This is a genomic window from Psychrobacillus sp. L4, assembly GCF_042944905.1.
In the GTDB taxonomy this organism is placed as follows: Bacteria; Bacillota; Bacilli; order Bacillales_A; family Planococcaceae; genus Psychrobacillus.
In genome coordinates this window covers 3,585,070-3,607,923 of the sequence record NZ_CP168496.1, presented here as the reverse complement: position 1 = coordinate 3,607,923, position 22,854 = coordinate 3,585,070, and the positions used below count along the sequence as shown (strand labels likewise).

Genomic DNA, 22,854 nt, shown 5'->3' with positions numbered 1-22,854 from the left:
ACCAATTGGCAAAGAGGGAATATAGATGATAATTAGTAAAAAGAAGGATTTAGGAGAAAAGCTAAGTTTATTTCATTTGACCTGGCCAATCTTTTTAGAAGTCTTTTTGTTTATGTTAATGGGAATAGCTGATACGTTTATGCTCAGTGCGTTGTCGGATGATGCGGTATCGGGAGTCGGAGCAGCGAACCAGTACATTCATATAGCCATCTTAATATTAGAAGTAGTTGGAAATGGAGCTGCAATTGTTGTTTCGCAGTACTTAGGGTCAAAGCGATACATAGAAGCGTCCAAAATTTCTGGATTAGCGGTTACATTAAATTTAGGCGTTGGAATTGTACTAAGTATTGGGTTTATATTATTTTCGAAAAGCCTGATGACTGCGATGAACTTACAAGGCGATGTACTGGTTCATGCATACAAGTACTTGTCGATTGTAGGGGGAGCCATTTTCCTACAAGCAGTCATTAATGCTTTGGCTGCCATTATTCGTGTTCATGGCTATACAAAGCAGACGATGTTTGTTTCGTTAGGAATGAATATAATTCATGTTTTTGGAAACTATGTTTTGATATTTGGGAAGTTTGGTTTTCCAGAGTTAGGCGTGCAAGGAGCAGCGATATCATCCGTAGTTAGTCGATTTGTTGCATTGCTTATATTCTTCTGGTTGCTGTATCAAGTAATGGAATATCGCGTAAAAGTGCACTATTATTTTACGATTTCGAAAGAGTATATACGTAAGGTATTGAAAATTGGATTACCATCTGCATTTGAACAGATTTTATATCAAGGTTGTCAAATCGTGTTCTTGTATTATGTAACCTATTTAGGAGCAGAATCACTAGCGGCTAGACAATATGCCGTAAATATATCGATGTTTACTTATTTGTTTGCCATTGCGATTGGTATGGGTACGGCAATCATTGTTGGTAGATTTGTAGGTGCTGATGAGAAAGAGGAAGCATATAAGTCCGTTTGGGCAAGTTTGAAATGGGCACTACTTTTCACTTTCGTGATGGTTGTGATCGTAATGATATTCCGATTCGCTTTAATGGGTTTATTTACAAATAATGAACAGATTATAAAAATTGGTGCGTCTGTATTAGTCTTAAGTATATTTCTTGAAACGGGCAGGACCATGAATATTGTTATTATTAACTCATTACGTGCTGCAGGAGATGCAAGCTTTCCAGTAGCAATAGGTGCTTTGTCGATGGTAATGATGAGTTTACCGTTAGGCTATGTATTAGTTTTCGTACTAGATCTAGGACTTCCAGGGATCTGGCTAGCAATCGCGGTTGATGAATGGACGCGCGCAATAATTATGTATTTTAGATGGAAAAGTAGGAGATGGGAGAGATTCGCTCTCGTGCATCCTCAGGAAAACGAGAAAAGATCAAGTGAAAGCCAGTCGCTATAAACGCGCAGCTTTCTCTTGATCTTTTTTCTTGGCGTTATGTGTTTAAACTTCTGAATCAGATACTGGATGGAACTTCAATCTTTAGCTTTTTCAACTGCTCAATAGCTTTTTTCAATATCTCCACGTCTTGAACAAGAGCCACTCGAACGAAGCCAGCTCCAGCTGATCCGAACACGGTTCCTGGTACCATGACGACACCAGTTTGATCAATTACTTCAAAGACAAAATCTTTATCTTTCATGTCATATGGATACTTTGCCCATACAAACATACCACCATTTGATGGAGTTACTGTCCAACCGATATTCTCCAAACCTTGGGATAATACTTTATGTCGCTCCGTAAAAACTTTTCGTAACCGTTCTGTAATTTCTTCCGCATTGTTTAGTGCAGTTATCCCTGCTTCTTGGATGGGTCCGAAAATACCGAAATCTAGATTCGATTTAAGCTGTTTCATTATACTTATCATTTCCGCATTTCCAACGATATACGCTATGCGTGTACCTGCAAGACTAAAACTTTTGGATAATGAATTAATCTCCATTCCAACTTCCATTGCTCCTGGTGTAGTTAGGAAGCTACTTGGAGAATCACCAGTAAAGTAGAATTCGGAATAAGCCGCATCATGTAGAATGATAACATTATATTTATTTGCGAATGCAACGACTTTTTCAAAAAAAGTTGCATCCGGCATAGCAGGAACAGGGTTTCCTGGTAAGTTCAAAATCATTAGTTTTGCTTTATAAGCCACTTCATCTGGGATTGTATTTAAATCAGGTAAAAAATTATTTTCTTCTAATAGATTCATATAGTATGGAACTGCCCCAGCTAGTTTAATGCCAGCATCGTACGCGACATATCCAGGATTGGTCGTTAACACGTAATCTCCTTCATTACAAAATGCAAATGGAAGATGGACAAGACCCTCTTGAGATCCCATCGTTTGTACAATTTCTGTTTGGGGGTCTATGGTAACATTAGCTCGTCGTTTATAATAATCAGCTACTGCTTCGCAAAAACGTTTTGTGCCACTTAATGTATAGCCGTATGTAGTTGCTGAGTAGCTTTGTTCCGATAAAACCTTTCTAACTTTTTCATCAGGAGGCAGATCGGGGCTACCTAAACTTAAATCATATAGGTCAAAACCTGCTGCCTTTTTAGCTGCGGCTGCTGCTTTTAAATCACCGAAAATAGCTGGTTCAAATATAGACATTTTTTTAGATGGTTCGATAATCAATTAAAAGCACTCCTCACTAGCAAAAATAAATTTATCATTTATTCTATCACAAGTTACATTAATATTGTGAAAAATATGAATGCAATATATCGCATTATTCGACTATTTTGTGAATAAAATATAAAGCTAAGAATTACCAGTGTCCCTGTATCAGCCACAATTTGGTGGACAATTGAGTCTAACACTGGGACATTGGAAAGTTTTCTCCTATAGAGTTTTGTATTTTCGTCCGCCTGTAAAAGAGTAAGAAAGCATCTTATCCCTCATTATCCAAAACAAATGTGTAAAGTCTTTACATATTCCAAGAGGGCGACGGACAAACACCCACCACAAGATTACCGAAAAAGGCTCGTGAAGTGATGCAGTCACTTCACGAGCCAAATTCTTTCGGTAATAGTGTAGCTAATCTTTAGTCCAAAGCACTTTGGAAAAGGTAAAGACCAGATGCGCTTAAAGGACGCTTGCATTTTTCTTATTTGGTTCCTTTGATCGTATTGTATGCATCTAATGCGCGAAGTCTAGCCCGAGAATGTTCAACTATAGGCAGTGGATAATTTATTCCCATCCGTATACCCAATTCCTCTAGCATGAAATCTGGTGCTTCCCACGGCCGATGAATATAAGGTGCTGGAAGAGTAGATAGTTCGGGAACCCATTGTCGAATATATCCTCCACTTGAGTCAAACTTTTCACTTTGGCTTATAGGATTAAATATGCGGAAGTAAGGCGCCGAATCAATTCCGGAGCCTGCGATCCACTGCCATCCCATCGCATTATTTGCTACATCAAAATCAACAAGGTTTTGTTGAAACCACTCATATCCTTTTCTCCAATCAACCAGCAAATGTTTAACAAGAAAAGAAGCGGCCACCATCCGAACCCGATTATGCATATAGCCTGTTTCCAGAAGTTCTCGCATCCCAGCATCTACTAGAGGATAACCCGTAAGTCCAATTGTCCACTGTTTGAAAGATTCTACATCATTCTGCCAAGGAAACCGTTCAAAATTAGAACGAAGCGGTTTATTTGCAAATGAAGGGAAATGTATGAGCTGGTGATAAGAAAATTCGCGCCATGTTAGTTGTTTTATAAAAGTATGGATGCTTGGACTATCGTTCTTCCTTGCCGAGTAAAAAATAGAACGAACACTAATATCCCCCCATGCGAGGTAAGGAGACAGAGTAGAAGTAACTATCTTAAAAGGAAAATCTCTCATTTGATCATAAATAGATAAATCTCCGCTTTGAAATTGCTCCCATGTTTTAATAGCGCCTAATTCCCCTGGCTCCCAATAAGATGTCAATTTTTTATGACAAGGCATAGTAGTAAGTAGATTGAGCTCTTCTATTTCTATGCTTTCTAAAGATTTCCTGTAAATCTCGAATGCATGGGGAGTGGGTGTTGGACGATGGGCAGGTACCTGCATGCTTTTTTTCCAAAAAGATGTAAATACTTTGTAGGGTTCTTGTTTTTGATTGAGCATATCCTTTGGCGAATAAAGTAGATTTCCATTGAAAGTGCGGACATCTATATTTTGGAGTTTCAACTGAGTTACAATTTCTTGATCCCTTCTCACTATAGAAGGTTCATATCGCTCATTAAAAAAAACAGCATCTGCCTGTGTCTCATGAATTAAGTTTTGGAGTATTTCTAACGTATTTCCTTGTCGAATGATGAGAGGAAGCCGTTGCCGAAAAGAAAGCAGCGAGTAATGGAGCCACCATAAAGAGGCATCACACGCTTGCAATTCTAGTTCTTCTGCCTTTGACCATATGAAGACCGGGATGACAAATCCTTGCTGTGCCGCTTCCCATAATGCAGGATGATCATGTAAACGTAGGTCTTTTCTAAACCAGACAATTATTTTTTTCATATTAAGAAGACTTCATCTCTTTCGCATTCAGATTGTCTTCTAATCTTAGGACACCATCGGTCATTTTATACACTTTGTCGCAATAATCGATTAAGCGGATATCATGCGTCACAACAATAGTCGTTGTATTATTATTTTTTGTCTCTTTTTTCAGTAGTTCCATCACTTCATATGCACGATCAGAGTCTAAAGAGGCAGTCGGTTCGTCTGCAAGGATAATGGAAGGCTTGCTATACAAGGCTTTTGCAATGGCTACGCGTTGACGCTCCCCACCTGATAGATCAGCAGGATATTTTTTGCGTAAATCGCTTATGCCTAAGTCTTCATATAACTTTTCTAATTCTTTTTTAGTCATATTATCTTTTTTGACATTGTCTAATAACTTCATATGTTTTTCCACTGTTAAAAATGGAACCAAATTAGAAGCTTGCAAAATAAAACCGATTTCTTTTAATCGAATCTTAGAGCGCTTCTTTTCATTTAATTCAGATAGGTTTTGTTTATTAATGATAATTTCTCCGCTTGATGGGTTTTGTAAACCTCCTGCAATAGTTAAAAAAGTACTTTTACCAGATCCAGAGGGACCAATGACGGCAATAATTTCTCCTTTTTCGGCGATGAAGTCCGTCTCTTTCAGTGCATCTACTTGTTTATGGCCAGTTCCGAATGATTTCTTCACCTTTTTTAATACTAAAATAGCCATGATTTACCCTCCAATCGCTTTTAGCGGATCAATTTTGACAATCGTTAATACGGAGAATACTGCTCCCAGAATAGCAACAACAATAAGAACAACGCCATAAATAATCATCGTTGGAATATCAAAAGCAACCGGTACTGCACTCGGTAAAAATGCTCCTGAAATAAGGGTTAATATAAATCCGACAACTACACCAATTACTGCTAGAATGAATGTTTGAGCAATGACAGACCTCGATAAGTATTCACTCGAAATACCTTGAGCCTTCATGACGCCGAACATGCTTATTTTTTGTACTGTTAATACATATAGGAAAATAGCTACGATGACAGAAGAGATAGCAAATAAGAAGTAAATCATAAAGTTTAACGTTAATGCTTGCTCTGTATATCCAGGTAAGTTTTCAATGAACGTCTCAATTTCGATGACTTCTAAGTTCTTATTGGAAGTAGAAATGGAGGACATATCATCGCTACGTACGACAATCCCGTTAATTTTGTCTTTACTTTCTTCAGCAGCGTCGCCAAATCTTACTTTTTGGAAAGTAGATAGTTCACTATAAAGAACAGGGGCAGCATTGAACCTTGCGCTATCCGTAAAACCGACGATTTTTAAGATTTCATCTGAAGAAGATAATTTAAGTGTATCTCCAATTTTGAAACCTTCATCTTTCAATGAATCACTTGCAATAACTTCATTTTCACTTGAAAATACTTCTCCTTCTGTTACTTTCGGCATGATAAATTCATCGGGAAGAATACCGAAGAGGGATATATTTTGTTTTGAATCCCCATTTGTTGCGATGGAATTTAATTGGCCAAGGACAGCAGTTTCTTTTCCTTCGATATGGTCGAGTTCTTCTGTTGTAATGGATGATTGCGGTAAACTTTTGTCGGATTGTTCTGTTAAGACAATTGCTGTTGCATCCCATTTATCTACTGATTCTCTATTTAGACTAGCAAGTCCAGTTGCAAGCCCAGATAAGAAAAACACGAGATAGGAGACGAGCATTAAAACACCTATGATTAAAGTAAAGCGTAATTTATTTTTATTAATTTCGTTCCAAGCTAAAAACATTTGGTCACTTCCTTAAGTTATTTATAGTTGAGTCGCCTTAGATAAAACCTATCCGCAGTAATCGCCACTTTTTTCGTGTCACTTCCAATGGCTTTAATAACTTGCACTAACTCGGTCACATCTGTTTCAACTCAATGGATATGTGTATTGTTTTCTTCAATGGAATGAAGAATTTGGTGGAAGCGATCTTGCGTTTCAATGGAGCTGTCGAGTCCTATTGTGCCACTTTTTTTCGTATCAGAAATAGTGGGTACCGCTTGATCTGTAAGTTCTGTGGAAGTTTGGACAAGATTTGTTATTTCTAACACTGAACTTTTGGATTGTTCAGCTAGCTTTCGTACTTCTTGTGCAACTACAGCGAATCCATTTCCATGAACTCCAGCTCTGGCAGCTTCAATAGAGGCATTTATCGTTAGTAAATTCGTTTGTTCCGCAATTTGTTTTACTAGACTGATAATGCTACTAATCTCATTGGAGGACACTTTTAATTGGTCTATCATAACTACCATATGATTTGTATTTCCAGCGATGAATTTCATTTGGAATTCTAATTTTTCTTCCATTGCATTTCCGCCTGTATCCAATTGAATTTTTTACACTTAGAAAGGTAGTACCATATGTCATTCTCCTAATCTAATATTCTGTGTGAATTGTATGCTAGCTTCTATTACTATTATTAACAGTTTACAATTGATTTGTCAAAGGTTTGTATAGTGTCTTTGATTCCTTGTTGTACATGAATGAATTAATTAGTACCGAATTAATTTAACCTCTTAATGAATAAAAATCCTAAGGTGTATCCATAGAAAATGTGGCCTACTAACCAATATGTAATAGCTGGAAGGCTAGTAATAGAAGGGGTTCGCACAGATAAAGCAGTTGTAGAAAATAACAATAACCCAATAAGGAAGCATACAAATACATAAAAAATAATAATTTTTCTTGGCGAAACTATTTTCAAGTAATGGACAAGTAGGTAAAGGCACATACTCAGGATAATAGAGATAGTGAGATGTAGGGCAACTTCTATCGTTTCCATGAGTTTCTGCTGATTAAGAAAGGGAATATAATCCACATTTAAGAGGAGGGTATATACTTTATTGGGTGTGAAGTACTCTACGAACTTAAAGAGAATAGTTAACAAAATGCCCGAGATTATTCCATCTATAAAAGGTTTTTGAAGTCCAATTTGTAGTTTCATATCAAATAACACCTTTCTGAAATGAGATACTTTACTCTTATCAGATATATGCTTTTTAGTCAAACTATTGTACAATGTTTAGTGAATAAACATTGTACAAATAGATTATTTGCAGTAAAAGATGTGGGGAGTAAAGTTAAATTAAACCCCTATTGCTCAATAAGTAATAATGATTGAGAGGAAGTAGAAAATGATACAGTCACGCTCGGGCGGTCACTACAATATACAGCAAGTAGCAGATGTCACAGGATTGTCTAAACAAGTCATTCGTAAATGGGAAGAAAGATATGAACTTGTGCAACCTGATCGGTTAGCAAACGGTTATAGAACTTATAGTGAAAAAGATGTAAATATCCTTTTAAGGGTTAAAACTTTATCAGAACAAGGATACTCGATTAAACAAGCAGTTGTTCTTGTGAAAGAAGAAAAAGAAACATTTGAAGACCAATTTAAAGCAATTTCTTCAGAACCGTATGGAGAGTTTAATGATTATGTATTCCAATTGCTTGAAAAAGGCTCCTACTGCAATGAAATTGAATTAAATCTCATTTTGCAGCAAGGATATCATCATTTCGGATTAGATAAATTTTTGACAGCAGTAGTGATACCGTTTTTGCAAGAGGTTGGTAAACGATGGGAAAAGGGAGAATGGGACGAATACCAAGAATCTGTTTGTAGTCAAGTAGTGCGAGATTTTTTGGTGCAAATTCGTCGAAACTATCAGTATAGAGAAGATGCACCGTTAATAATTGGCGCTTGTCTCCCAAGTGAACATCATGAAGTTCCTATGCATATTTTATTGCTACAATTCATGATGAGGGGATGGAAGGCGATACTAATTGGTGCTTCTCCTGCTCCTGGCTCTATTGAGGCTTTGGTTAAAAAGCTTAAGCCAAAAATTGTCTTATTATCTGCTACTACCAAGCTTCCTTTTGAAATAGAACCAAATTTATTAACAAGATTGGACCAATTTGCCGCAGAAAATGGCGAGATTAATTTTTATATCGGTGGTGCCGGTTCGCTTAGCTATTTAGAAAAGCATCGTTTAAATACGATTCGGGTGGCGAACTCAATTGAAGAAGTATTAGATGCTAAGAGGAGTTAAAAAGTTTAGATTTTTCATCATCTGTACATACTTTATTGTAAGTTGCAAAAGTTCTTTATCACATTTGTTTACAAAATGCAATGAAGGAGTATAATGTGTAAATGAAACAAGAGAACAAATTTTACATGTCATTCACTTAACTACTCACCATTGGATTCTAATAGAAATAGTAATAGGGAGGAAAAACCATGCCAAACATCGGAGTACCAGGATTAATCATTATTCTAGTTATCGCTCTAATAGTCTTCGGACCAGCCAAACTACCTCAACTAGGCAAAGCTGTTGGAGAAACGTTAAGAGAATTCAAAAAGTCAACGAAGGATATTGTTGAGGATGTAACAGAGGAATTTAAAACAGAAGATAAAGAAAAATAAATACAAAAAGCCGACTCTTATAATAAAATAGTCGGCTTTTTTTAATTAGGGAGAAAAATCGATAATCGCTCTAGTAGACGTGAAATCCCTTCACTATATAGAGAATTGTGAAGGGAATCCAACTTTATTTATTGAACAAGGACATTGGAAAGGTCGGCTGTGCCCCCATTTGTGTAACAGCAAATGCAGCAACTTCAGATGCATATAGGATACACTCTTTCAAGGAGTGTCCTTTACATAGACCTACAGCTAATGCCCCGTTAAATGCGTCTCCAGCTCCAGTAGAATCTTTTACATCTACTCGATTTGGTTGTATACGGCCATGTTCATGACCATTCATATAATATGCACCTTTTTCACCTAAAGTAACGACTACTGCTCCAACTCCTTTTTGAAGTAATAAGGAACATGCTTGGTAAAGCTCTGCATCGGTTTCCGTTTTCAGACCAGTTAATACTTCTAATTCTGTTTCATTTGGCGTTAATATGGTCACTTTACTTAATAAGGAGTTGCTAATTTCTTGTGCAGGAGCAGGGTTTAATATAATTGGTATACCTTTTTGTGCGGCAATATCAGCTGCAAACTCTACAGCTGGCATCGGAATCTCCAATTGTAAAAGTAGAGCATTACTTGCTTCTATTTGACCTCTTTCTACATTAATCTGTTCGGTTGTCACAAGGAAATTTGCTCCAGCAAAAAGTACAATCGAATTTTCCCCTGAATCTGCTAGTTGAATTATCGCTTGTCCAGTTAACCCAACTTTCTTTATAGCAGAAGTGTTAACTCCTCTAGCTTGTAGGTTTTGCAAGGATTGTTCACCGAAAGCATCTACTCCCACATTTCCAATAAAGTTGACATCTGCTCCTAATTGCCCAGCGGTTACTGCCTGATTTGCTCCTTTACCTCCGAAAAACATCTCATGGTTAGTACTGTGTAATGTTTCCCCTGCTTTTACAATATGGGGAACTCGATATACAAGATCCATATTGATGCTCCCTACGACCGCTATATTCATGAATTATTTTGCCCCTTTCCATTTGAGCTATTGCAAGAGGTTTAATATATTTTTTATCCGATTTGTTGACTCATTATTTTAACGGCGTTCAGAAATTGCTCGAGAAACTTCTCTCTATGAATCGTATGCAATACTTTTACATTATGCGGAAGCCCAGTTCGTTGAGAATAATCTACAACCGTTGTTCCAGCTGTAAGTCTTCCTTCTAGTTCTACTGCCACATAGCAGTCATCCCCGTCAAATAGCTCAGGCGTTAATACGTAAGATACTGCGCACAAATCATGTAAACGAATCTGACCTTCAAAATTAGGGGTATGGAAAGCTGTTTGTTTTGCAGTATGGATGTAAAAGCGAAGCATTGTGGCTACCTTAAGTGCAAATTCAGATCCTATTGCTTCAATTTCATCTAATTCTTCTATTGTAACGTAAGCTTTATGAGTCACATCAAGTCCACTCATTACAATAGGAACTCCGGAACGAAAGACAACATCCGCTGCATGAGGATCGACGTATACATTAAACTCTGCAGTTGGAGTCATATTTCCACCAACAGCGGCGCCCCCCATATAAGAAATGTATTTAATTTTCGATTTTACTTCTGGATGTGCTAATAGAAGAGCACCTACGTTTGTAAGTGGTCCAGTTGCGATGAGAATTATTTGCTCATCACTAGATAATAGTGTTTCTTTCATCGCTTCAACTGCTGTTCGATTACTTAACTGGAGAGTAGGCTCAGGAAATTGAACATCACCAAGTCCATTATCACCATGAACGTCATCTGCAATTTCAAGTTTGCGGAAAAATGGCTTATCTAATCCTTTAGCAACTTCGATATTTTTTTTCATATAACTAGTAAAAGCGAGTGCATTATAAATCGTTTTTTCTTGCGTTTGGTTTCCTGGTTCTGTTGTGATTAACTTAATATCTAATTCCGGATTTGCAAAAGCAAGCGTTAGTGCCATTACGTCATCAATACCAGGGTCACAATCAATAATTACAGGGATAGTCATTTCGTCACACCTCATTTTATTTTTTTCGTACTTTCTCTAATGATTAAAGCAGGTTCAAAAACTACTCCTTCAGATAAATTGTTTTCAATTTCATTTAGGAGGAGTTCGATTGCTTTTCTTCCCATTTCATATGTATCTTGTCTAACGGTAGTTAGTTTTGGGATTAAAGCAGTTACTAAAGGAATATCATCAAAACCGATGATGGATAGTTGTTCCGGAATCTGGATTCCTAGTTCATGAGCGGCCTGATAAATGCCACATGCCATTAAATCATTGCTGGCAAATATTGCAGTCACGGAGTTATGCTGTAGAAAATTCTTGGCTATTAGATAAGCTACTTCCATTTGAAAGTCACCAACTAAGATAAATGACTTTGGAAGTTCTATAGAAGCTTCTGTTAAGGCGCGTTGAAATCCAGAAAGACGTTGTTGTGCATTCAGAATTTCTAATGGTCCAGTCATACATGCAATTTTAGTGTGACCTAAGTTAGTTAAATGCTTTCCAGCAATATACCCTCCTTTTTCGTTGTCTAAAAAAACACCAGAGTGGTTACTTGCTTCACCACCACGATCAAATAATACATAGGGTATCTTTCCACTCTCCAATCGATCTTTGCTAGTTTGAGATAGCCGGTTCTTACTTGAAAGTAAAATCCCATCAACTTGTTGTTCTTGTAACAATCGTAAATAGTTTTCTTCTTTTTGGGATTGATCATCTGAATTGCAAATAATGAGGCTGTAGTTTCTTTGATTTGCCTCATCTTCAGCACCTCTACAAAGCTCTGGGAAAAAAGGATTGGAGATATTTGGGACGATTAAACCAAGCATATTGGAACGCTTTGTCACGAGACCACGTGCTAACTTATTTGGTTGGTAATTTAACTCTTCCATTACCCGCAAAACTTTTTCACGTGTTTCTTTGGACATCCCTTCTGCTTTATTATTTAATACTCTAGAAACAGTAGTAATTGAAACACTTGCTTCTCTTGCGATATCCTTAATTGTTAATCTTCCCATATCTGTATCACCTATTCCTTTAGTTAGAGAAAACGTTTTACGAAAACGTTTTCTCTAATTAGTATTTAGAATATTGTAGGCGGGTTCATTTGTCAATTTATATTTGTCCTGTCATCTGATTGACTTAATATCTACTCAATTGTTTAGCAGAAGAACATCATATTTAAACGGGTAATTAAAATGAAAATAGGATAGAGGATAGTACAAAAAGAAGGAAATATGATAAAATGAAATTAGTAACAGGTACTAATAATAGGTATAGTATATTGCCATAATAAATGGGAGGTTCATATGAAAGATTTAATTCAATTAAAAGATAAAAATATAGTCGTAATGGGTGTTGCAAATGAACGAAGTCTTGCATGGGGAGTGGCTAAATCACTATTTGAAGTAGGAGCAAACGTCATTTTCACGTATCGTAAAGAACGTTCTTTAAGTAAAATTGAAAAAGCTTTAAACGATAATAATTTAGAAGCGAGACTAGTAGTTGAATGTGATGTTAATAGTGATGAAAGCATGAAATCTGCCTTCGAATTGATTGGAAAAGAAGTAGGAATAATCCACGGGGTTGTCCACTCAGTTGCCTTTGCAAATGCGGAAGATTTAAAGAACGATTTTATTAATACTTCTAGAGAAGGTTATGCGTTTGCGCAAGATACGAGTGCGTACTCACTTATTGCTGCATCTCGAGAAGCAGCACCTTTCATGACGGAAGGCGGTTCTATTGTTACGATGACTTATTTAGGAGCAGAGCGCGTCTTGGAAGGATATAACGTAATGGGTATTGCAAAAGCGTCATTAGAAGCTTCGGTTAAATACTTGGCGTTAGACCTTGGGAAAAATAATATTCGTGTGAATGCTGTTTCTGCTGGAGCTGTTCGTACACTTGCGGCAAAAGGAATTTCTTCTTTTAACACTATTTTGCATAAAATTGAAGAAACATCTCCTTTAAAACGCAATGTTACAGCAGAAGAAGTAGGGGATATGACAGTTGCACTGTTAAGTAATTTATCTAGAGGTGTAACAGGAGAAATCGTTTACGTAGATTCTGGATATAATATTATGGGTTAACCTCAAAACGAGGAGAGTGTATGATGATGACTAAAAATGATTTTCAAAAAATACTTGCAAAGCCAGGGCAACGTGCAATTGCAGCGATAGGAATTGAGAATTTGGAACAATTGTCCAAGTTTACGGAAGCGGAGATAATGGAGCTTCACGGAATTGGGAAAAACGGTATGAACCGGATTCAAATCGCTCTTGCGGAAAAAGGATTATCATTTGCTCTAAAAAAATAAATTTTACCGGATGAAGAGTGGGTTTCTTCATCCGGTTTTGTATTTAGCGAAATTATTACTTTTAGATAGAGATTAACCTGTTTACTTGGTTGAAAATGGCCTTTGAGCTTAGTACTGAACGTATTAATACTAGTAAGCTACGACAAGAATCGGCACTTGTTATAAAGGCCGGAGTATTATTTTGGATACTCACTAAGGTAAGCAGCGGAAGTTGTTTATAAATTTAGGTGGTACCACGGGTTTAACCTCGTCCTTTTTTAGGAAGAGGTTTTTTGTATTTAATTTAAAATTTTAAAAGGAGATGGCAAAATAAATACTTTGATGAGCAACCATGGAAACAAATTAACGAAGACAAAGATTCGTGTGATAATACTCTCTTTACTTGTGTTTTCATCATTGCAAACGTCTCCCGAATATTAGAACCATTTCTTCCATTCTCTAGTGCAACAGTAAAGGAAATGTTGAATCTTGATAGATTTAGTTGGAAAGTAATCCGAAAGAAAAGCTACACATTATCATTTGTTTCGCCATTATTTGAACGGTTGGATACCAAATTGATTGAGGAGGAACTTACCTTTTTAGAGAGTAAAATGAATAACAATTGAGAGAAGGTTATTTCAGTCGTATTATCATTCGTTGTATGCATAAAGAATCTTTAAGTTCAAAATAATAATTATGGGTATAGTAATAGTAAGGTAGAAACTCATAGGGAGGGCTATTTATGCGGCAGGAATGAGTGCGGCAATGGAAATTGTTCGAAAGGAACCAACTGCTCAAATTACTACACTTGAAAGAGGACATATATATTCATATGGACAATGTGGTTTACCTTATGTAGTTGGAAAACATGTTCCATCTTCTGAGGATGTTATTGCAAGAAGTGTCGAAACATTTCGAAGTAAATATGGAATAGACGCAAAGACGGGATATGAAGTAACAAATATTGATGTAGCAAATAAAACAGTATTGGGAAACATCTTGCAAACAAAAGATACATTTGAAGTAAACTATGATCGACTACTTATAGCTACAGGAGCTAGTCCAGTAATTCCTAAATGGGATGGAAGTAATTTAGCTGGAATTCATACGATTAAAACAATACCTAATACAGAAGCGATTATAGCTGATTTAGAAAATGTGCAACAGGTGACGATTATCGGTGGAGGTTATATTGGACTAGAAATGGCGGAGAACTTTGTGGCACTCGGAAAAAAAGTGCGTATTATTCAACGCGGAGATCAATTAGCGAGCATTTTTGATAAAGACATGGCAACTTTTATTCACAAAGAAGCTGCTGACCAGCATGTGGAAGTAATCTTGAACGAAGAAGTAAAATCGTTTTCTGGTGGGAAAAGAGTCGAATCGGTCATAACGAACAAAGGAAGCTACCAAACCGATTTAGTGTTAATAGCAATAGGTGTAAAACCGACGACAGAATTTTTGAAGGACACTGGAATTAGTACGCTCCCTAATGGAGCAATTATTGTTAATGCTCATTTAGAAACAAATGTGGAAAATATTTATGCAGCAGGAGATTGTGCTACACATTTTCATCGAATCAAACAAAAAGATGATTACATTCCTCTTGGTACTACAGCTAACAAGCAAGGTCGTTTGGCTGGACTCAATATGATGGGAAATGTAAGAGAAGAATTCAAAGGGATTGTTGGAACTTCCATTATGCAATTTTTTGATTTATCCCTTGGTAAAACTGGGCTTTCTGAAAAAGAAGTGGAGCAGTTAGGTATTCAGTACGAAACATATATGCAGCAAGCAACCGATATTGCGGGTTATTTCCCTGAAAAGGAGAAGATGCACATAAAATTACTCTATCGAAAAGACAATCAATCACTACTAGGAGGTCAAATCATAGGTGGAAATGGAGTAGATAAACGAATTGATGTGTTGGCTACGGCACTTTATCATCAAATGGCGGTAACTGATTTATTAGATTTAGATCTTGCCTATGCACCACCATTCAACGGAGTTTGGGATCCTTTACAGCAATTGGCAAAGCGAATAGGAAGAAAATAAGCGAACAAAGACCTTGACGATTTTCTGTTTGTTGCATATACTAATCAAAATCAGTTTCAGAAAATTAACAAGCGAAGAAAAGGACACGAATCATTCCTTATTTTTTTATCAGAGAACAGGGCCATTGGCTGAGAGCCCTGAAGAAAAACGAATGATTTACCACCTTGGAGCTATTATGGGGAAAGCGATGAATGCCATTATCCATAATCGGGCAACCGTTATCTTGTATGAGCGCAATGCATTTTTGGTGTTGCAAAATTAGGGTGGAACCACGACCACACTCGTCCCTTTACCGGGATGGGTGTGGTCTTTTTGTATATACAAATAAATAATGAAGCGAAGAAAAGGACACGAATCATTTTCAATTTTTTTGTCAGAGAACAGGGTCATTGGCTGAGAGCCCTGAAGAAAAAAATGATTTACCACCTTAGAGCTACTATAGGGAAAGCATTCATGCGATTAACTATAGTCGGGAGAACCGTTATCTTGTATGAGAGCAATCCATTTTTTGTGTTGCAAAATTAGGGTGGAACCACGACCACACTCGTCCCTTTACCGGGATGGGTGTGGTCTTTTTGTATTTAACAAAATAATAAATTGGAGGAATTACAATGTCAGTAAATGCAGAGGAAAGAATAAGTCATCAAAAGCTAGGTCAGCAATTGGAATTATTTATGTCTAGTGAGGAAGCGCCGGGAATGCCTTTCTATTTACCGAATGGGATGGTGTTACGAAATGAGCTTGAAAATTTTTGGAGAACAAAGCATCAACGAGCAGGATACCTAGAAATTAAAACTCCGATTATGATGAAGCAAGAGCTATGGGAGAAGTCAGGACACTGGGATCATTACCATGAAAACATGTATTTTGCGGATGTAGATGATCAAAAATATGCGATTAAGCCAATGAGTTGCCCCGGTGCAGTACTGATTTTCAACAGTAAAAAAAGAAGCTATAGAGAACTGCCAATTCGATATGCAGAGCTCGGTTTAGTTCATCGTCACGAACTATCAGGATCATTAAATGGACTGTTACGGGTTCGAGCATTTACTCAAGATGATGCGCATCTATTTGTACGTGAAGACCAAATAGAAAGTGAAATAGATAGAGTACTCGATTTAGTGGATGAATTTTATTCAGAGTTTGGTTTTAGCTATAGGATAGAGCTTTCTACTCGTCCTGAGGATTTTATGGGTGCAGTAGAAGTTTGGGATCAAGCAGAGCAATCGCTTGAATCGGTATTGAAGAAGAAGCAATTAGAATATCAAGTAAATGAAGGGGACGGGGCATTTTACGGACCTAAAATCGATTTTCATGTTTTAGATTCTCTTGGTCGTAGCTGGCAATGTGGAACAGTGCAACTCGATTTCCAAATGCCTGAAAAGTTCAATTGTCGGTATATAGATGAAGACAATACATTTAAACAACCTATTATGATTCACCGTGCTATTTATGGCTCCATCGAACGTTTTATAGCTATTCTTTTAGAGCATTTTCAAGGAAGCTTTCCACTGTGGCTTGCACCTGTTCAAGTGAAAATTTTACCGATAGCGGACGCACATATTTCGTATTCAGAAGAAGTAAAAAAGAGGCTTGAGCAAGAAGGATATCGAGTTGAAATGGATGACCGAGTAGAGAAAATTGGTTTAAAAATTAGGGAAGCGGCAATGCAAAAGCATCCTTATATGTTGATTATAGGAGATCAAGAAATGGAGAAGGGTATGGTCTCTGTGAGAAAACATAAAGTAGGTAGTATTGGAGAAATGGATATGGATGAATTAATTGGACATTTAACAGGTGAACAAAGAATATAACGAAATGTATCCCCTCTTTATAAAGGATTTTTCATTATTATTAACGAATATCATTAGAGGAGGGGTTTTATGAATATATTTAATAATTTTCCACATATAGAAACAGAACGTTTTCGATTACGCCCAATAGAAGTAAGCGATGCCAATGAAGTGTTTCATTATTTTTCATTAGATGAAGTAACAAAATACTATGATTTGGATACGTTCACGGATGTGGCTGAAGCTATTCAATTAATTGAAAACTGGCAAAAACGCTTTGCAATCAATGAAGGCATTCGCTGGGGAATTGCGACAAAAAGCGAGAATAAAATTATCGGCAGCTGTGGTTATCACAATTGGGAAAAGGAGCACTTTAAAGCAGAAGTAGGATTTGAAGTGACACCAGAATATTGGCAACAAGGAGTTATGACAGAAGTTCTTCCGATTGTAATGCAATATGGTTTTGAAGAAATGGGACTCTTCCGAATCGAAGCTCTTTATGACCCAGAAAACACAGCTTCTAAAAAGACGCTTGAAAAAGCTGGTTTTATCTATGAAGGAACTTTGCGGAAATCTTCCTTTGAAAAAGGACGTTTTTGTGACGCTGCGATCTGTTCCATTTTGAAAGAGGAGTACAAAAAATATGAATGAACGTCTACCAAAGAGTGTTCAGACTTTTACACAACTATTTGTAGAAGCGCTCAATAAACATTTACCTGAAAATATAATGGAAGGTGTTTATATTTATGGATCGATTGCTTTAGGCGCTTTTAATGAACAGAAAAGTGACATCGACTTTATTGTTTTATTGAAGAGCGAACTCAGTAATCAAGAAGTGGTGGCTATTAAAGCAATCCATTCACAAATGAACAATTATGAATTTGGAAAACGTATGGACGGGGTTTACGTTCAAGCAAGTTTAGTAGGCAAAACAAATGTAGAGCAACCGATTTACCCATATTGCTCGGATGGAAAAGTAAGTGTTGGGCATTGGGATGTGAATCATATTACATGGTGGGTTTTAAAACAGCATGGGATATCGTTGCAAGGTACGCCAATAGAAGAACTAAATATCCCGACAAATTGGGAAGATATCTTGAAAACGTTGGAATATAATGTGAACAAATACTGGTTCAACAAAACTAAAAAAATGTATCTATTTTTGTTCGATAGTATGATAGAAACCACAACTTATACGATTAGTAGAATCATATGCTCGCTTGAACAACAAGATATTTTCTCAAAAGATGAGGCAGTTAAGTTATGTTTAGGATCAGTGCCAGAAAGATGGCATCTTCTCTTAAATGAAGGTGCACGAATTCGAATAGGAACAAATAGGAAGTCATTGTATAAAAGCAAAATAAAAAGAGCAAAAGATTGTAGAGATTTTATATTGTTTACACATCAATTATCATTAACATTGCAATAAATTAAAACATCATTTATCAAGAGTCTTTATATCTAAAATTATTACACTATTTGTTATTCCATTCCACAAAAAAACTCCTTATAATTAGGTTTGGTAGTTCTGTCCAAATCCCAATTAAAAGGAGCTCACCATGGATAAGGATACCACAAAATCCACACTAAATGAATTACTAAATGTATTAGATGAAAAAACATTTTCCAAAATCATAAACGTTATAAATCTTGATCATTACGTTAAAAAGTTGACTGCTTACAAGTTTCTTCAGCTGTTTATCATTGCACAGGTAAATGAAAAAAAATCGATGAAAAAGTTAGCGAAACACCTCAAAGATACGGAAGAATTTCAAACGTTTATTCAGATGGATGCCATCAGTGATTCACAGCTTTCACGTAAACAATCCTTGCTAACACCGGCAATATTTGAAAAAGTCTTTCGTCACCTCGTCGTTTCCATTCAGTCGAAGATGAAAAGTAACGAACCAATTCTTCGCGATATTCGTAAGCTGCTTGTCATTGATTCTTCTACAATATCGATGAGTCTAAGTCAATATCCTTGGGCAACGTTTCGAAAAACAAAAGCAGGTGTTCGACTTCATTTGCGCGTGGTTGTCACAAAAGATGTGACTCTTCCAGACCAGGCGGTAATTCTACCGGCAAAACACGCAGATCGCACGCAAATGAACAAGTTAGTTGATATTGACTCCGATGCGATTCATCTGTTTGACAGAGGCTATACAGACTATCAACAGTATGATGTGCTTTGTGATCGAGGGATTCCCTTCATTACGCGACTTAAGAAAAATGCGAAAATCGAAGTACTCAACGAACAAATACCAGACGTAGAAAATCATATCTTCTCGGATCAAGAAGTCATTCTAGGCAATGAGCAAAATGGGACCAAGATGCAAAACCCTGTGAGATTAATCCAAACAAAAGATAGCGAAGAAAATGACATCATCATTCTTACTAATTGTTTTGATTTATCCGCTAAAGAAGTAGGCGATTTATATCGCTATCGTTGGAAAATCGAAACGTTTTTCAAATGGATGAAGCAGCACTTAAAAATCAAAAGCTTCTATGGAAAAAGTCAAAACGCCGTGTACACGCAAATTTGGATCGCGCTCATCACCTATTGCTTACAAGTCTTACTACAACTGAGATTAAACCATGAAGGACCTCTTTTAGATGTAAAAGAAACGCTTCAAAACTTACTTTTCAAGCCATTTAATGCATTTGTAAAAGCTCTATTTAGACCACCCACAAGAACATCAAATGGGCGTAAAAAGTACGACTGGGAAAGAGAATTTCAGCACATTGTCAGACAGTTCGATGAAAGAGAGGTGGAGCATTTAGACGATTTAACGTATGATCCAATTTTCTAGTTCGTATAAATTATAAATAATTTACAAAATGTGGATAAGGGCTACCAATTATAGCTGCTTTGACTTTTTTTAAAAATTAAAATCAAACATAGTTCGGAATATTCCGACTTCTACACAAGTTGGGTATTTCGTCTCTTTTGACAAATGATTAAAATTTTTATGCAACGCTAATGATCAATTATATAAAGAAAACTTTATTAGTGAGGAATAAACTATGGAAATAAAATTATTAACGCCAGCCGACGCAAGTGCTTACTGGGAATTAAGGTTAGAAGCATTACAACAAAGCCCAGAAGCATTTGCCTCAAGTTACGAGGAAGCAATACAAAGACCCAATCCAATTGAACATGTGGAAAATAATCTGCGAACTGAAGGAAACTATACATTTGGGGCATTCGATCAGAATAAGCTAGTTGGAGTGGTTACGTTAGTTCAAGAAAGTTCTTTAAAACTGAAACACCGTGCTAATATTTTTGCAATGTACGTAAGTCCAGTGACGCGTGGGCAAGGTGTTGGCAAAGCATTGGTCACTGAAGCAATAAGAAAAGCTAAAACAATAGAAGGAATTGAAAAACTTAATCTGTCTGTTGTATCAACCAATGAAGCAGCAAAGAAACTTTACATACAGTTAGGATTTAAAGTTTTTGGTGTGGAAGAAAAAGCGCTAAAGGTGGAAGATACATACTACGATGAGGATCATATGGTACTAATCTTATAATCCAAAAGGTAAGCAGAAAAGTTAAGGTTAAGCCTATCATTCACTTGATGCTTGTTCTAACTCTTTCACGTTTGGACTTGTCTTTCTATAGAAGAAAACTCGCTAAAGGATTACTCCTTTGCGAATCTCCTTTGTTTTATTATTTTAATAAACTTCCATAATAGAAGTGCACTAATAGCACCAACTGTATCGAGCATAACGTCCTGAGCGGTAGCTGTACGTCCGCTTGTTAATGACTGGTGAAATTCATCGGCAATGGCAAAGAGCATTGTCAGAATTGCTGCAGTAAGGATCCGATATTTGAATTTCGGTAAAGCAGTATAAACGGCGAGAGCAATGATACCAAAATACAAAAAATGCGTACCCTTTCGTATCAAAAACTCAACAAAGGAATAGTAACCACGTTCCTCAATTGAAACTAGAATGCCCCAATATGGTATGTGTAGAACGGAAAGATAGGATTCTAGTGGTTTATTTGGCAGCCACTTCTCTAATAGAGGGATAAGTGTTTGCTGTTCAGATGATTGTCCAGATGCAATGAACACGATGATAAGTAAAATGACTAGAGGAATTATTTTTTTCATATCAAAACAGTAACATAAAAACAGGGAATTTTCATTCCCCCATAAAAATAAGGTTATGTTAAAATTAAATAAAAAGTGAGGGAGTTTAATACTATGTCTAAAATCACACCATTTCTAATGTTCGAAGGCCAAGCAGAAGCAGCAATTAATTTTTACACTACTATATTCAAGGATTCAGAGATTATTCGGCTAACTCACTTTGGTGCAGGTGGACCTGGAAAAGAAGGAGAAGTATCACAAGCGGCATTCTCAATTAATGGGCAAGAGTTTTTGTGTACAGATAGTTTTGTTCAACATGCGTTCACATTCACACCTTCTTTATCTTTATTTGTTGAGTGTGATTCGGAAGAAGAAATTGATGAAGCCTATGCCAAGCTATTAGAGGGTGGGCAGTTATTAATGCCAATTGACAAGTATCCATTTAGTAAGAAATTTGGTTGGGTGCAAGATAAGTTTGGGGTATCATGGCAGTTGAATCTAGCTAATTAATGGAGAATCGGATGATGAGTGAGAATAATCGGATGATCAGCGATGAAAATCGGATGATCAACCAGAAAGATTGGATGATGAGCAAACCCGATTAGTTAATTCCTTAAAAAGTATCACCCTAAGAAGTGGTTTTATTACTCCTTGGGTGATACTTTTCTTTCTACTTTATAGGAATCCAAATCTCTGAATAATAATCCGGACTAGACGCGTTCCCATCGGAATACACTTCTAACTCTGGTGTACCTGCATGCTCGTAAGGGTTAGATGGAAACCATTCAGAAAAAATTTGCTTCCATGTGTTTTGCATAGCATCTGGCATAGGACCATGCACTTCAAATACGACCCATTTCGATGCTGGGATTTCCATTCCTAAAAATTTCTCTGGTACATCCCCTTCATGAGCTGTTGCAATCCAATAATCAATCAAGCTGTTCTCTTGATAAGCCTTGTCTGCAACACAAACCCCTAGCACACCTTCTACTGTCCCATTGTTTAATTGGAACAGTAAGTTATCTGTACCATCTGCATTTACTTCATCCCAGAATACTGGGATTCCTTGAAAGTTTTCTCCGTTTTTACAATTGTACGTTCTTTTTACTCCAACTACTTGAAAACTTTCTTTCTCTACAATTTTGTACTTCATCGGTTCGGCTCCTCTCAAGCTCACCTGGATTACCAGGCGGTTGTACGATTTTAATTTACCTAGTTTCTTTCGTGCTTCACTAGGCGTGATGCTATGTTGTTTGCGAAAGGCTTTTGTAAAAGCTTCGGGAGTATCGTAGCCATATTTAAAGGAGAGATCGATTATTTTGTTATCTGTATTCATTAATTCCTGTGCGGCTAATGTTAGTCGTCTTTGTCGAATATAATCTGCTACGGATATATTCGTTAAAATCGCAAACGTTCGTTGAAAATGGAATACCGAAGAATTTGCTTCTTTCGCGATTTGTTCCATTTTCAACTCATCTAGTAAATGGTCTTCCATATAGTTAATTGCTTTTTGAATCGACTCCACCCATCCCATGGCCATCACTCCTTGCATATATCATAAGATATTATAAACGATGAATCCTGTCATTTTGTGCTAACTTTGGACTGTT

23 protein-coding genes and 2 other annotated features are annotated in these 22,854 nt (G+C 36.8%); of the genes, 13 read left to right on the top strand and 10 right to left on the bottom strand.

Translation table 11 applies throughout. The annotated features are described in order from the left end of the window. Nucleotides 1-25: 25 nt before the first annotated feature. The gene (locus tag ACEPXG_RS17415) at nt 26-1,420 is read left to right on the top strand and encodes an MATE family efflux transporter (protein ID WP_391205215.1); all 1,395 of its coding nucleotides are present in this window, start codon (nt 26-28) and stop codon (nt 1,418-1,420) included. A 55-nt stretch (nt 1,421-1,475) separates the two neighbouring features. Here the strand turns inward: ACEPXG_RS17415 and ACEPXG_RS17410 are convergent, their stop codons facing one another. The 5 genes from ACEPXG_RS17410 to ACEPXG_RS17390 all read right to left on the bottom strand — a co-directional run bounded on the left by ACEPXG_RS17410 (nt 1,476) and on the right by ACEPXG_RS17390 (nt 6,870). Further along, on the bottom strand, nt 1,476-2,657 hold the full coding sequence (locus tag ACEPXG_RS17410; RefSeq protein WP_391205212.1) for an aminotransferase class I/II-fold pyridoxal phosphate-dependent enzyme: 1,182 nt from the start codon (nt 2,655-2,657) through the stop codon (nt 1,476-1,478). A 472-nt stretch (nt 2,658-3,129) separates the two neighbouring features. Further along, nucleotides 3,130-4,530 carry a cryptochrome/photolyase family protein gene (locus ACEPXG_RS17405; RefSeq protein ID WP_391205209.1) on the bottom strand — a complete coding sequence of 467 codons (1,401 nt, stop codon included), beginning with the start codon at nt 4,528-4,530 and terminating at the stop codon, nt 3,130-3,132. A gap of 1 nt (nt 4,531) precedes the next feature. After that, complete coding sequence (locus ACEPXG_RS17400) at nt 4,532-5,233, bottom strand: ABC transporter ATP-binding protein (protein WP_391205207.1); 702 nt, start codon at nt 5,231-5,233, stop codon at nt 4,532-4,534. Nucleotides 5,234-5,236: 3 nt separating this feature from the next. Beyond that, entirely contained in the window at nt 5,237-6,307 is a 1,071-nt protein-coding gene (locus ACEPXG_RS17395; protein ID WP_391205204.1) for an ABC transporter permease, read from the bottom strand. A 131-nt stretch (nt 6,308-6,438) separates the two neighbouring features. Continuing rightward, on the bottom strand, nt 6,439-6,870 hold the full coding sequence (locus ACEPXG_RS17390; protein WP_391205201.1) for a methyl-accepting chemotaxis protein: 432 nt from the start codon (nt 6,868-6,870) through the stop codon (nt 6,439-6,441). Between the two features lie 828 nt (nt 6,871-7,698). Here ACEPXG_RS17390 and ACEPXG_RS17385 point away from each other — a divergent pair. Together ACEPXG_RS17385 and tatA are read left to right on the top strand one after the other, a co-directional pair. Further along, nucleotides 7,699-8,613 carry a MerR family transcriptional regulator gene (locus tag ACEPXG_RS17385; protein WP_391205198.1) on the top strand — a complete coding sequence of 305 codons (915 nt, stop codon included), beginning with the start codon at nt 7,699-7,701 and terminating at the stop codon, nt 8,611-8,613. A 188-nt stretch (nt 8,614-8,801) separates the two neighbouring features. Further along, a complete protein-coding gene (gene tatA / locus ACEPXG_RS17380; protein ID WP_391205195.1) occupies nt 8,802-8,987 on the top strand; it encodes a twin-arginine translocase TatA/TatE family subunit in 186 nt (61 codons plus the stop codon). Nucleotides 8,988-9,111: 124 nt separating this feature from the next. Here tatA and rbsK read toward each other — a convergent pair whose 3' ends face one another. The 3 genes from rbsK to ACEPXG_RS17365 all read right to left on the bottom strand — a co-directional run bounded on the left by rbsK (nt 9,112) and on the right by ACEPXG_RS17365 (nt 12,028). Further along, nucleotides 9,112-9,972, bottom strand: coding sequence for a ribokinase (rbsK, locus tag ACEPXG_RS17375; RefSeq protein WP_391205192.1), 861 nt, complete (start codon nt 9,970-9,972; stop codon nt 9,112-9,114). An 83-nt stretch (nt 9,973-10,055) separates the two neighbouring features. Beyond that, complete coding sequence (locus tag ACEPXG_RS17370) at nt 10,056-11,012, bottom strand: nucleoside hydrolase (RefSeq protein ID WP_391205189.1); 957 nt, start codon at nt 11,010-11,012, stop codon at nt 10,056-10,058. 11 nt (nt 11,013-11,023) lie between these two features. Further along, a complete protein-coding gene (locus ACEPXG_RS17365) occupies nt 11,024-12,028 on the bottom strand; it encodes a LacI family DNA-binding transcriptional regulator (RefSeq protein WP_391205186.1) in 1,005 nt (334 codons plus the stop codon). 291 nt (nt 12,029-12,319) lie between these two features. Between ACEPXG_RS17365 and fabI the strand changes: the two genes are divergently transcribed. The 9 genes from fabI to ACEPXG_RS17320 all read left to right on the top strand — a co-directional run bounded on the left by fabI (nt 12,320) and on the right by ACEPXG_RS17320 (nt 20,681). Then, the gene (gene fabI / locus ACEPXG_RS17360; RefSeq protein ID WP_391205183.1) at nt 12,320-13,099 is read left to right on the top strand and encodes an enoyl-ACP reductase FabI; all 780 of its coding nucleotides are present in this window, start codon (nt 12,320-12,322) and stop codon (nt 13,097-13,099) included. A gap of 20 nt (nt 13,100-13,119) precedes the next feature. Continuing rightward, entirely contained in the window at nt 13,120-13,326 is a 207-nt protein-coding gene (locus ACEPXG_RS17355; RefSeq protein ID WP_391205180.1) for a DNA-binding protein, read from the top strand. A 341-nt stretch (nt 13,327-13,667) separates the two neighbouring features. After that, nucleotides 13,668-13,931, top strand: a complete 264-nt coding sequence (locus ACEPXG_RS17350; RefSeq protein WP_391209978.1) for a hypothetical protein — start codon at nt 13,668-13,670, stop codon at nt 13,929-13,931. Nucleotides 13,932-14,070: 139 nt separating this feature from the next. After that, on the top strand, nt 14,071-15,360 hold the full coding sequence (locus ACEPXG_RS17345) for an FAD-dependent oxidoreductase (protein ID WP_391205177.1): 1,290 nt from the start codon (nt 14,071-14,073) through the stop codon (nt 15,358-15,360). 65 nt (nt 15,361-15,425) lie between these two features. Then, nucleotides 15,426-15,652: a binding site (T-box leader), on the top strand. 38 nt (nt 15,653-15,690) lie between these two features. Next, nucleotides 15,691-15,915 (top strand) — a binding site (T-box leader). A gap of 56 nt (nt 15,916-15,971) precedes the next feature. Further along, nucleotides 15,972-17,174, top strand: coding sequence for a threonine--tRNA ligase (thrS, locus tag ACEPXG_RS17340; RefSeq protein WP_391205174.1), 1,203 nt, complete (start codon nt 15,972-15,974; stop codon nt 17,172-17,174). Nucleotides 17,175-17,243: 69 nt separating this feature from the next. After that, nucleotides 17,244-17,804, top strand: coding sequence for a GNAT family N-acetyltransferase (locus ACEPXG_RS17335; protein ID WP_391205171.1), 561 nt, complete (start codon nt 17,244-17,246; stop codon nt 17,802-17,804). Further along, complete coding sequence (locus tag ACEPXG_RS17330; protein WP_391205168.1) at nt 17,797-18,582, top strand: nucleotidyltransferase domain-containing protein; 786 nt, start codon at nt 17,797-17,799, stop codon at nt 18,580-18,582. Before ACEPXG_RS17335 ends, ACEPXG_RS17330 begins: the two co-directional genes overlap by 8 nt. A 130-nt stretch (nt 18,583-18,712) precedes the next feature. Further along, nucleotides 18,713-19,963: an IS4 family transposase gene (locus tag ACEPXG_RS17325; RefSeq protein ID WP_391205165.1), complete on the top strand. Its 1,251-nt coding sequence runs from the start codon at nt 18,713-18,715 to the stop codon at nt 19,961-19,963. 214 nt (nt 19,964-20,177) lie between these two features. Continuing rightward, nucleotides 20,178-20,681, top strand: a complete 504-nt coding sequence (locus ACEPXG_RS17320; protein ID WP_391205162.1) for a GNAT family N-acetyltransferase — start codon at nt 20,178-20,180, stop codon at nt 20,679-20,681. 110 nt (nt 20,682-20,791) lie between these two features. Here the strand turns inward: ACEPXG_RS17320 and ACEPXG_RS17315 are convergent, their stop codons facing one another. Continuing rightward, nucleotides 20,792-21,265 (bottom strand): VanZ family protein, encoded by a 474-nt coding sequence (locus ACEPXG_RS17315; protein WP_391205159.1) that lies wholly within the window; start codon nt 21,263-21,265, stop codon nt 20,792-20,794. Nucleotides 21,266-21,358: 93 nt separating this feature from the next. On the opposite strand from ACEPXG_RS17315, the gene ACEPXG_RS17310 reads away from it, so the two are divergent. Next, nucleotides 21,359-21,754, top strand: coding sequence for a VOC family protein (locus ACEPXG_RS17310; RefSeq protein WP_391205156.1), 396 nt, complete (start codon nt 21,359-21,361; stop codon nt 21,752-21,754). Nucleotides 21,755-21,914: 160 nt separating this feature from the next. On the opposite strand, the gene ACEPXG_RS17305 is transcribed toward ACEPXG_RS17310, so the two are convergent. After that, nucleotides 21,915-22,778: an AraC family transcriptional regulator gene (locus tag ACEPXG_RS17305; RefSeq protein WP_391205153.1), complete on the bottom strand. Its 864-nt coding sequence runs from the start codon at nt 22,776-22,778 to the stop codon at nt 21,915-21,917. Nucleotides 22,779-22,854: the final 76 nt, after the last annotated feature.

Bases quoted from the DNA above. Each gene is read 5' to 3' on its own strand.
- ACEPXG_RS17335 (WP_391205171.1), top strand. From the start codon at position 17,244: ATGAATATATTTAATAATTTTCCACATATAGAAACAGAACGTTTTCGA.
- tatA (WP_391205195.1), top strand. From the start codon at position 8,802: ATGCCAAACATCGGAGTACCAGGATTAATCATTATTCTAGTTATCGCT.
- ACEPXG_RS17310 (WP_391205156.1), top strand. From the start codon at position 21,359: ATGTCTAAAATCACACCATTTCTAATGTTCGAAGGCCAAGCAGAAGCA.
- ACEPXG_RS17395 (WP_391205204.1), bottom strand. From the start codon at position 6,307: ATGTTTTTAGCTTGGAACGAAATTAATAAAAATAAATTACGCTTTACT.
- ACEPXG_RS17405 (WP_391205209.1), bottom strand. From the start codon at position 4,530: ATGAAAAAAATAATTGTCTGGTTTAGAAAAGACCTACGTTTACATGAT.
- ACEPXG_RS17330 (WP_391205168.1), top strand. From the start codon at position 17,797: ATGAATGAACGTCTACCAAAGAGTGTTCAGACTTTTACACAACTATTT.
- ACEPXG_RS17345 (WP_391205177.1), top strand. From the start codon at position 14,071: ATGGAAATTGTTCGAAAGGAACCAACTGCTCAAATTACTACACTTGAA.
- ACEPXG_RS17400 (WP_391205207.1), bottom strand. From the start codon at position 5,233: ATGGCTATTTTAGTATTAAAAAAGGTGAAGAAATCATTCGGAACTGGC.
- ACEPXG_RS17370 (WP_391205189.1), bottom strand. From the start codon at position 11,012: ATGACTATCCCTGTAATTATTGATTGTGACCCTGGTATTGATGACGTA.
- ACEPXG_RS17365 (WP_391205186.1), bottom strand. From the start codon at position 12,028: ATGGGAAGATTAACAATTAAGGATATCGCAAGAGAAGCAAGTGTTTCA.
- ACEPXG_RS17325 (WP_391205165.1), top strand. From the start codon at position 18,713: ATGGATAAGGATACCACAAAATCCACACTAAATGAATTACTAAATGTA.
- ACEPXG_RS17390 (WP_391205201.1), bottom strand. From the start codon at position 6,870: ATGGAAGAAAAATTAGAATTCCAAATGAAATTCATCGCTGGAAATACA.
- ACEPXG_RS17415 (WP_391205215.1), top strand. From the start codon at position 26: ATGATAATTAGTAAAAAGAAGGATTTAGGAGAAAAGCTAAGTTTATTT.
- ACEPXG_RS17315 (WP_391205159.1), bottom strand. From the start codon at position 21,265: ATGAAAAAAATAATTCCTCTAGTCATTTTACTTATCATCGTGTTCATT.
- ACEPXG_RS17320 (WP_391205162.1), top strand. From the start codon at position 20,178: ATGGAAATAAAATTATTAACGCCAGCCGACGCAAGTGCTTACTGGGAA.
- ACEPXG_RS17385 (WP_391205198.1), top strand. From the start codon at position 7,699: ATGATACAGTCACGCTCGGGCGGTCACTACAATATACAGCAAGTAGCA.
- ACEPXG_RS17305 (WP_391205153.1), bottom strand. From the start codon at position 22,778: ATGGGATGGGTGGAGTCGATTCAAAAAGCAATTAACTATATGGAAGAC.
- ACEPXG_RS17355 (WP_391205180.1), top strand. From the start codon at position 13,120: ATGATGATGACTAAAAATGATTTTCAAAAAATACTTGCAAAGCCAGGG.
- fabI (WP_391205183.1), top strand. From the start codon at position 12,320: ATGAAAGATTTAATTCAATTAAAAGATAAAAATATAGTCGTAATGGGT.
- thrS (WP_391205174.1), top strand. From the start codon at position 15,972: ATGTCAGTAAATGCAGAGGAAAGAATAAGTCATCAAAAGCTAGGTCAG.
- rbsK (WP_391205192.1), bottom strand. From the start codon at position 9,972: ATGGATCTTGTATATCGAGTTCCCCATATTGTAAAAGCAGGGGAAACA.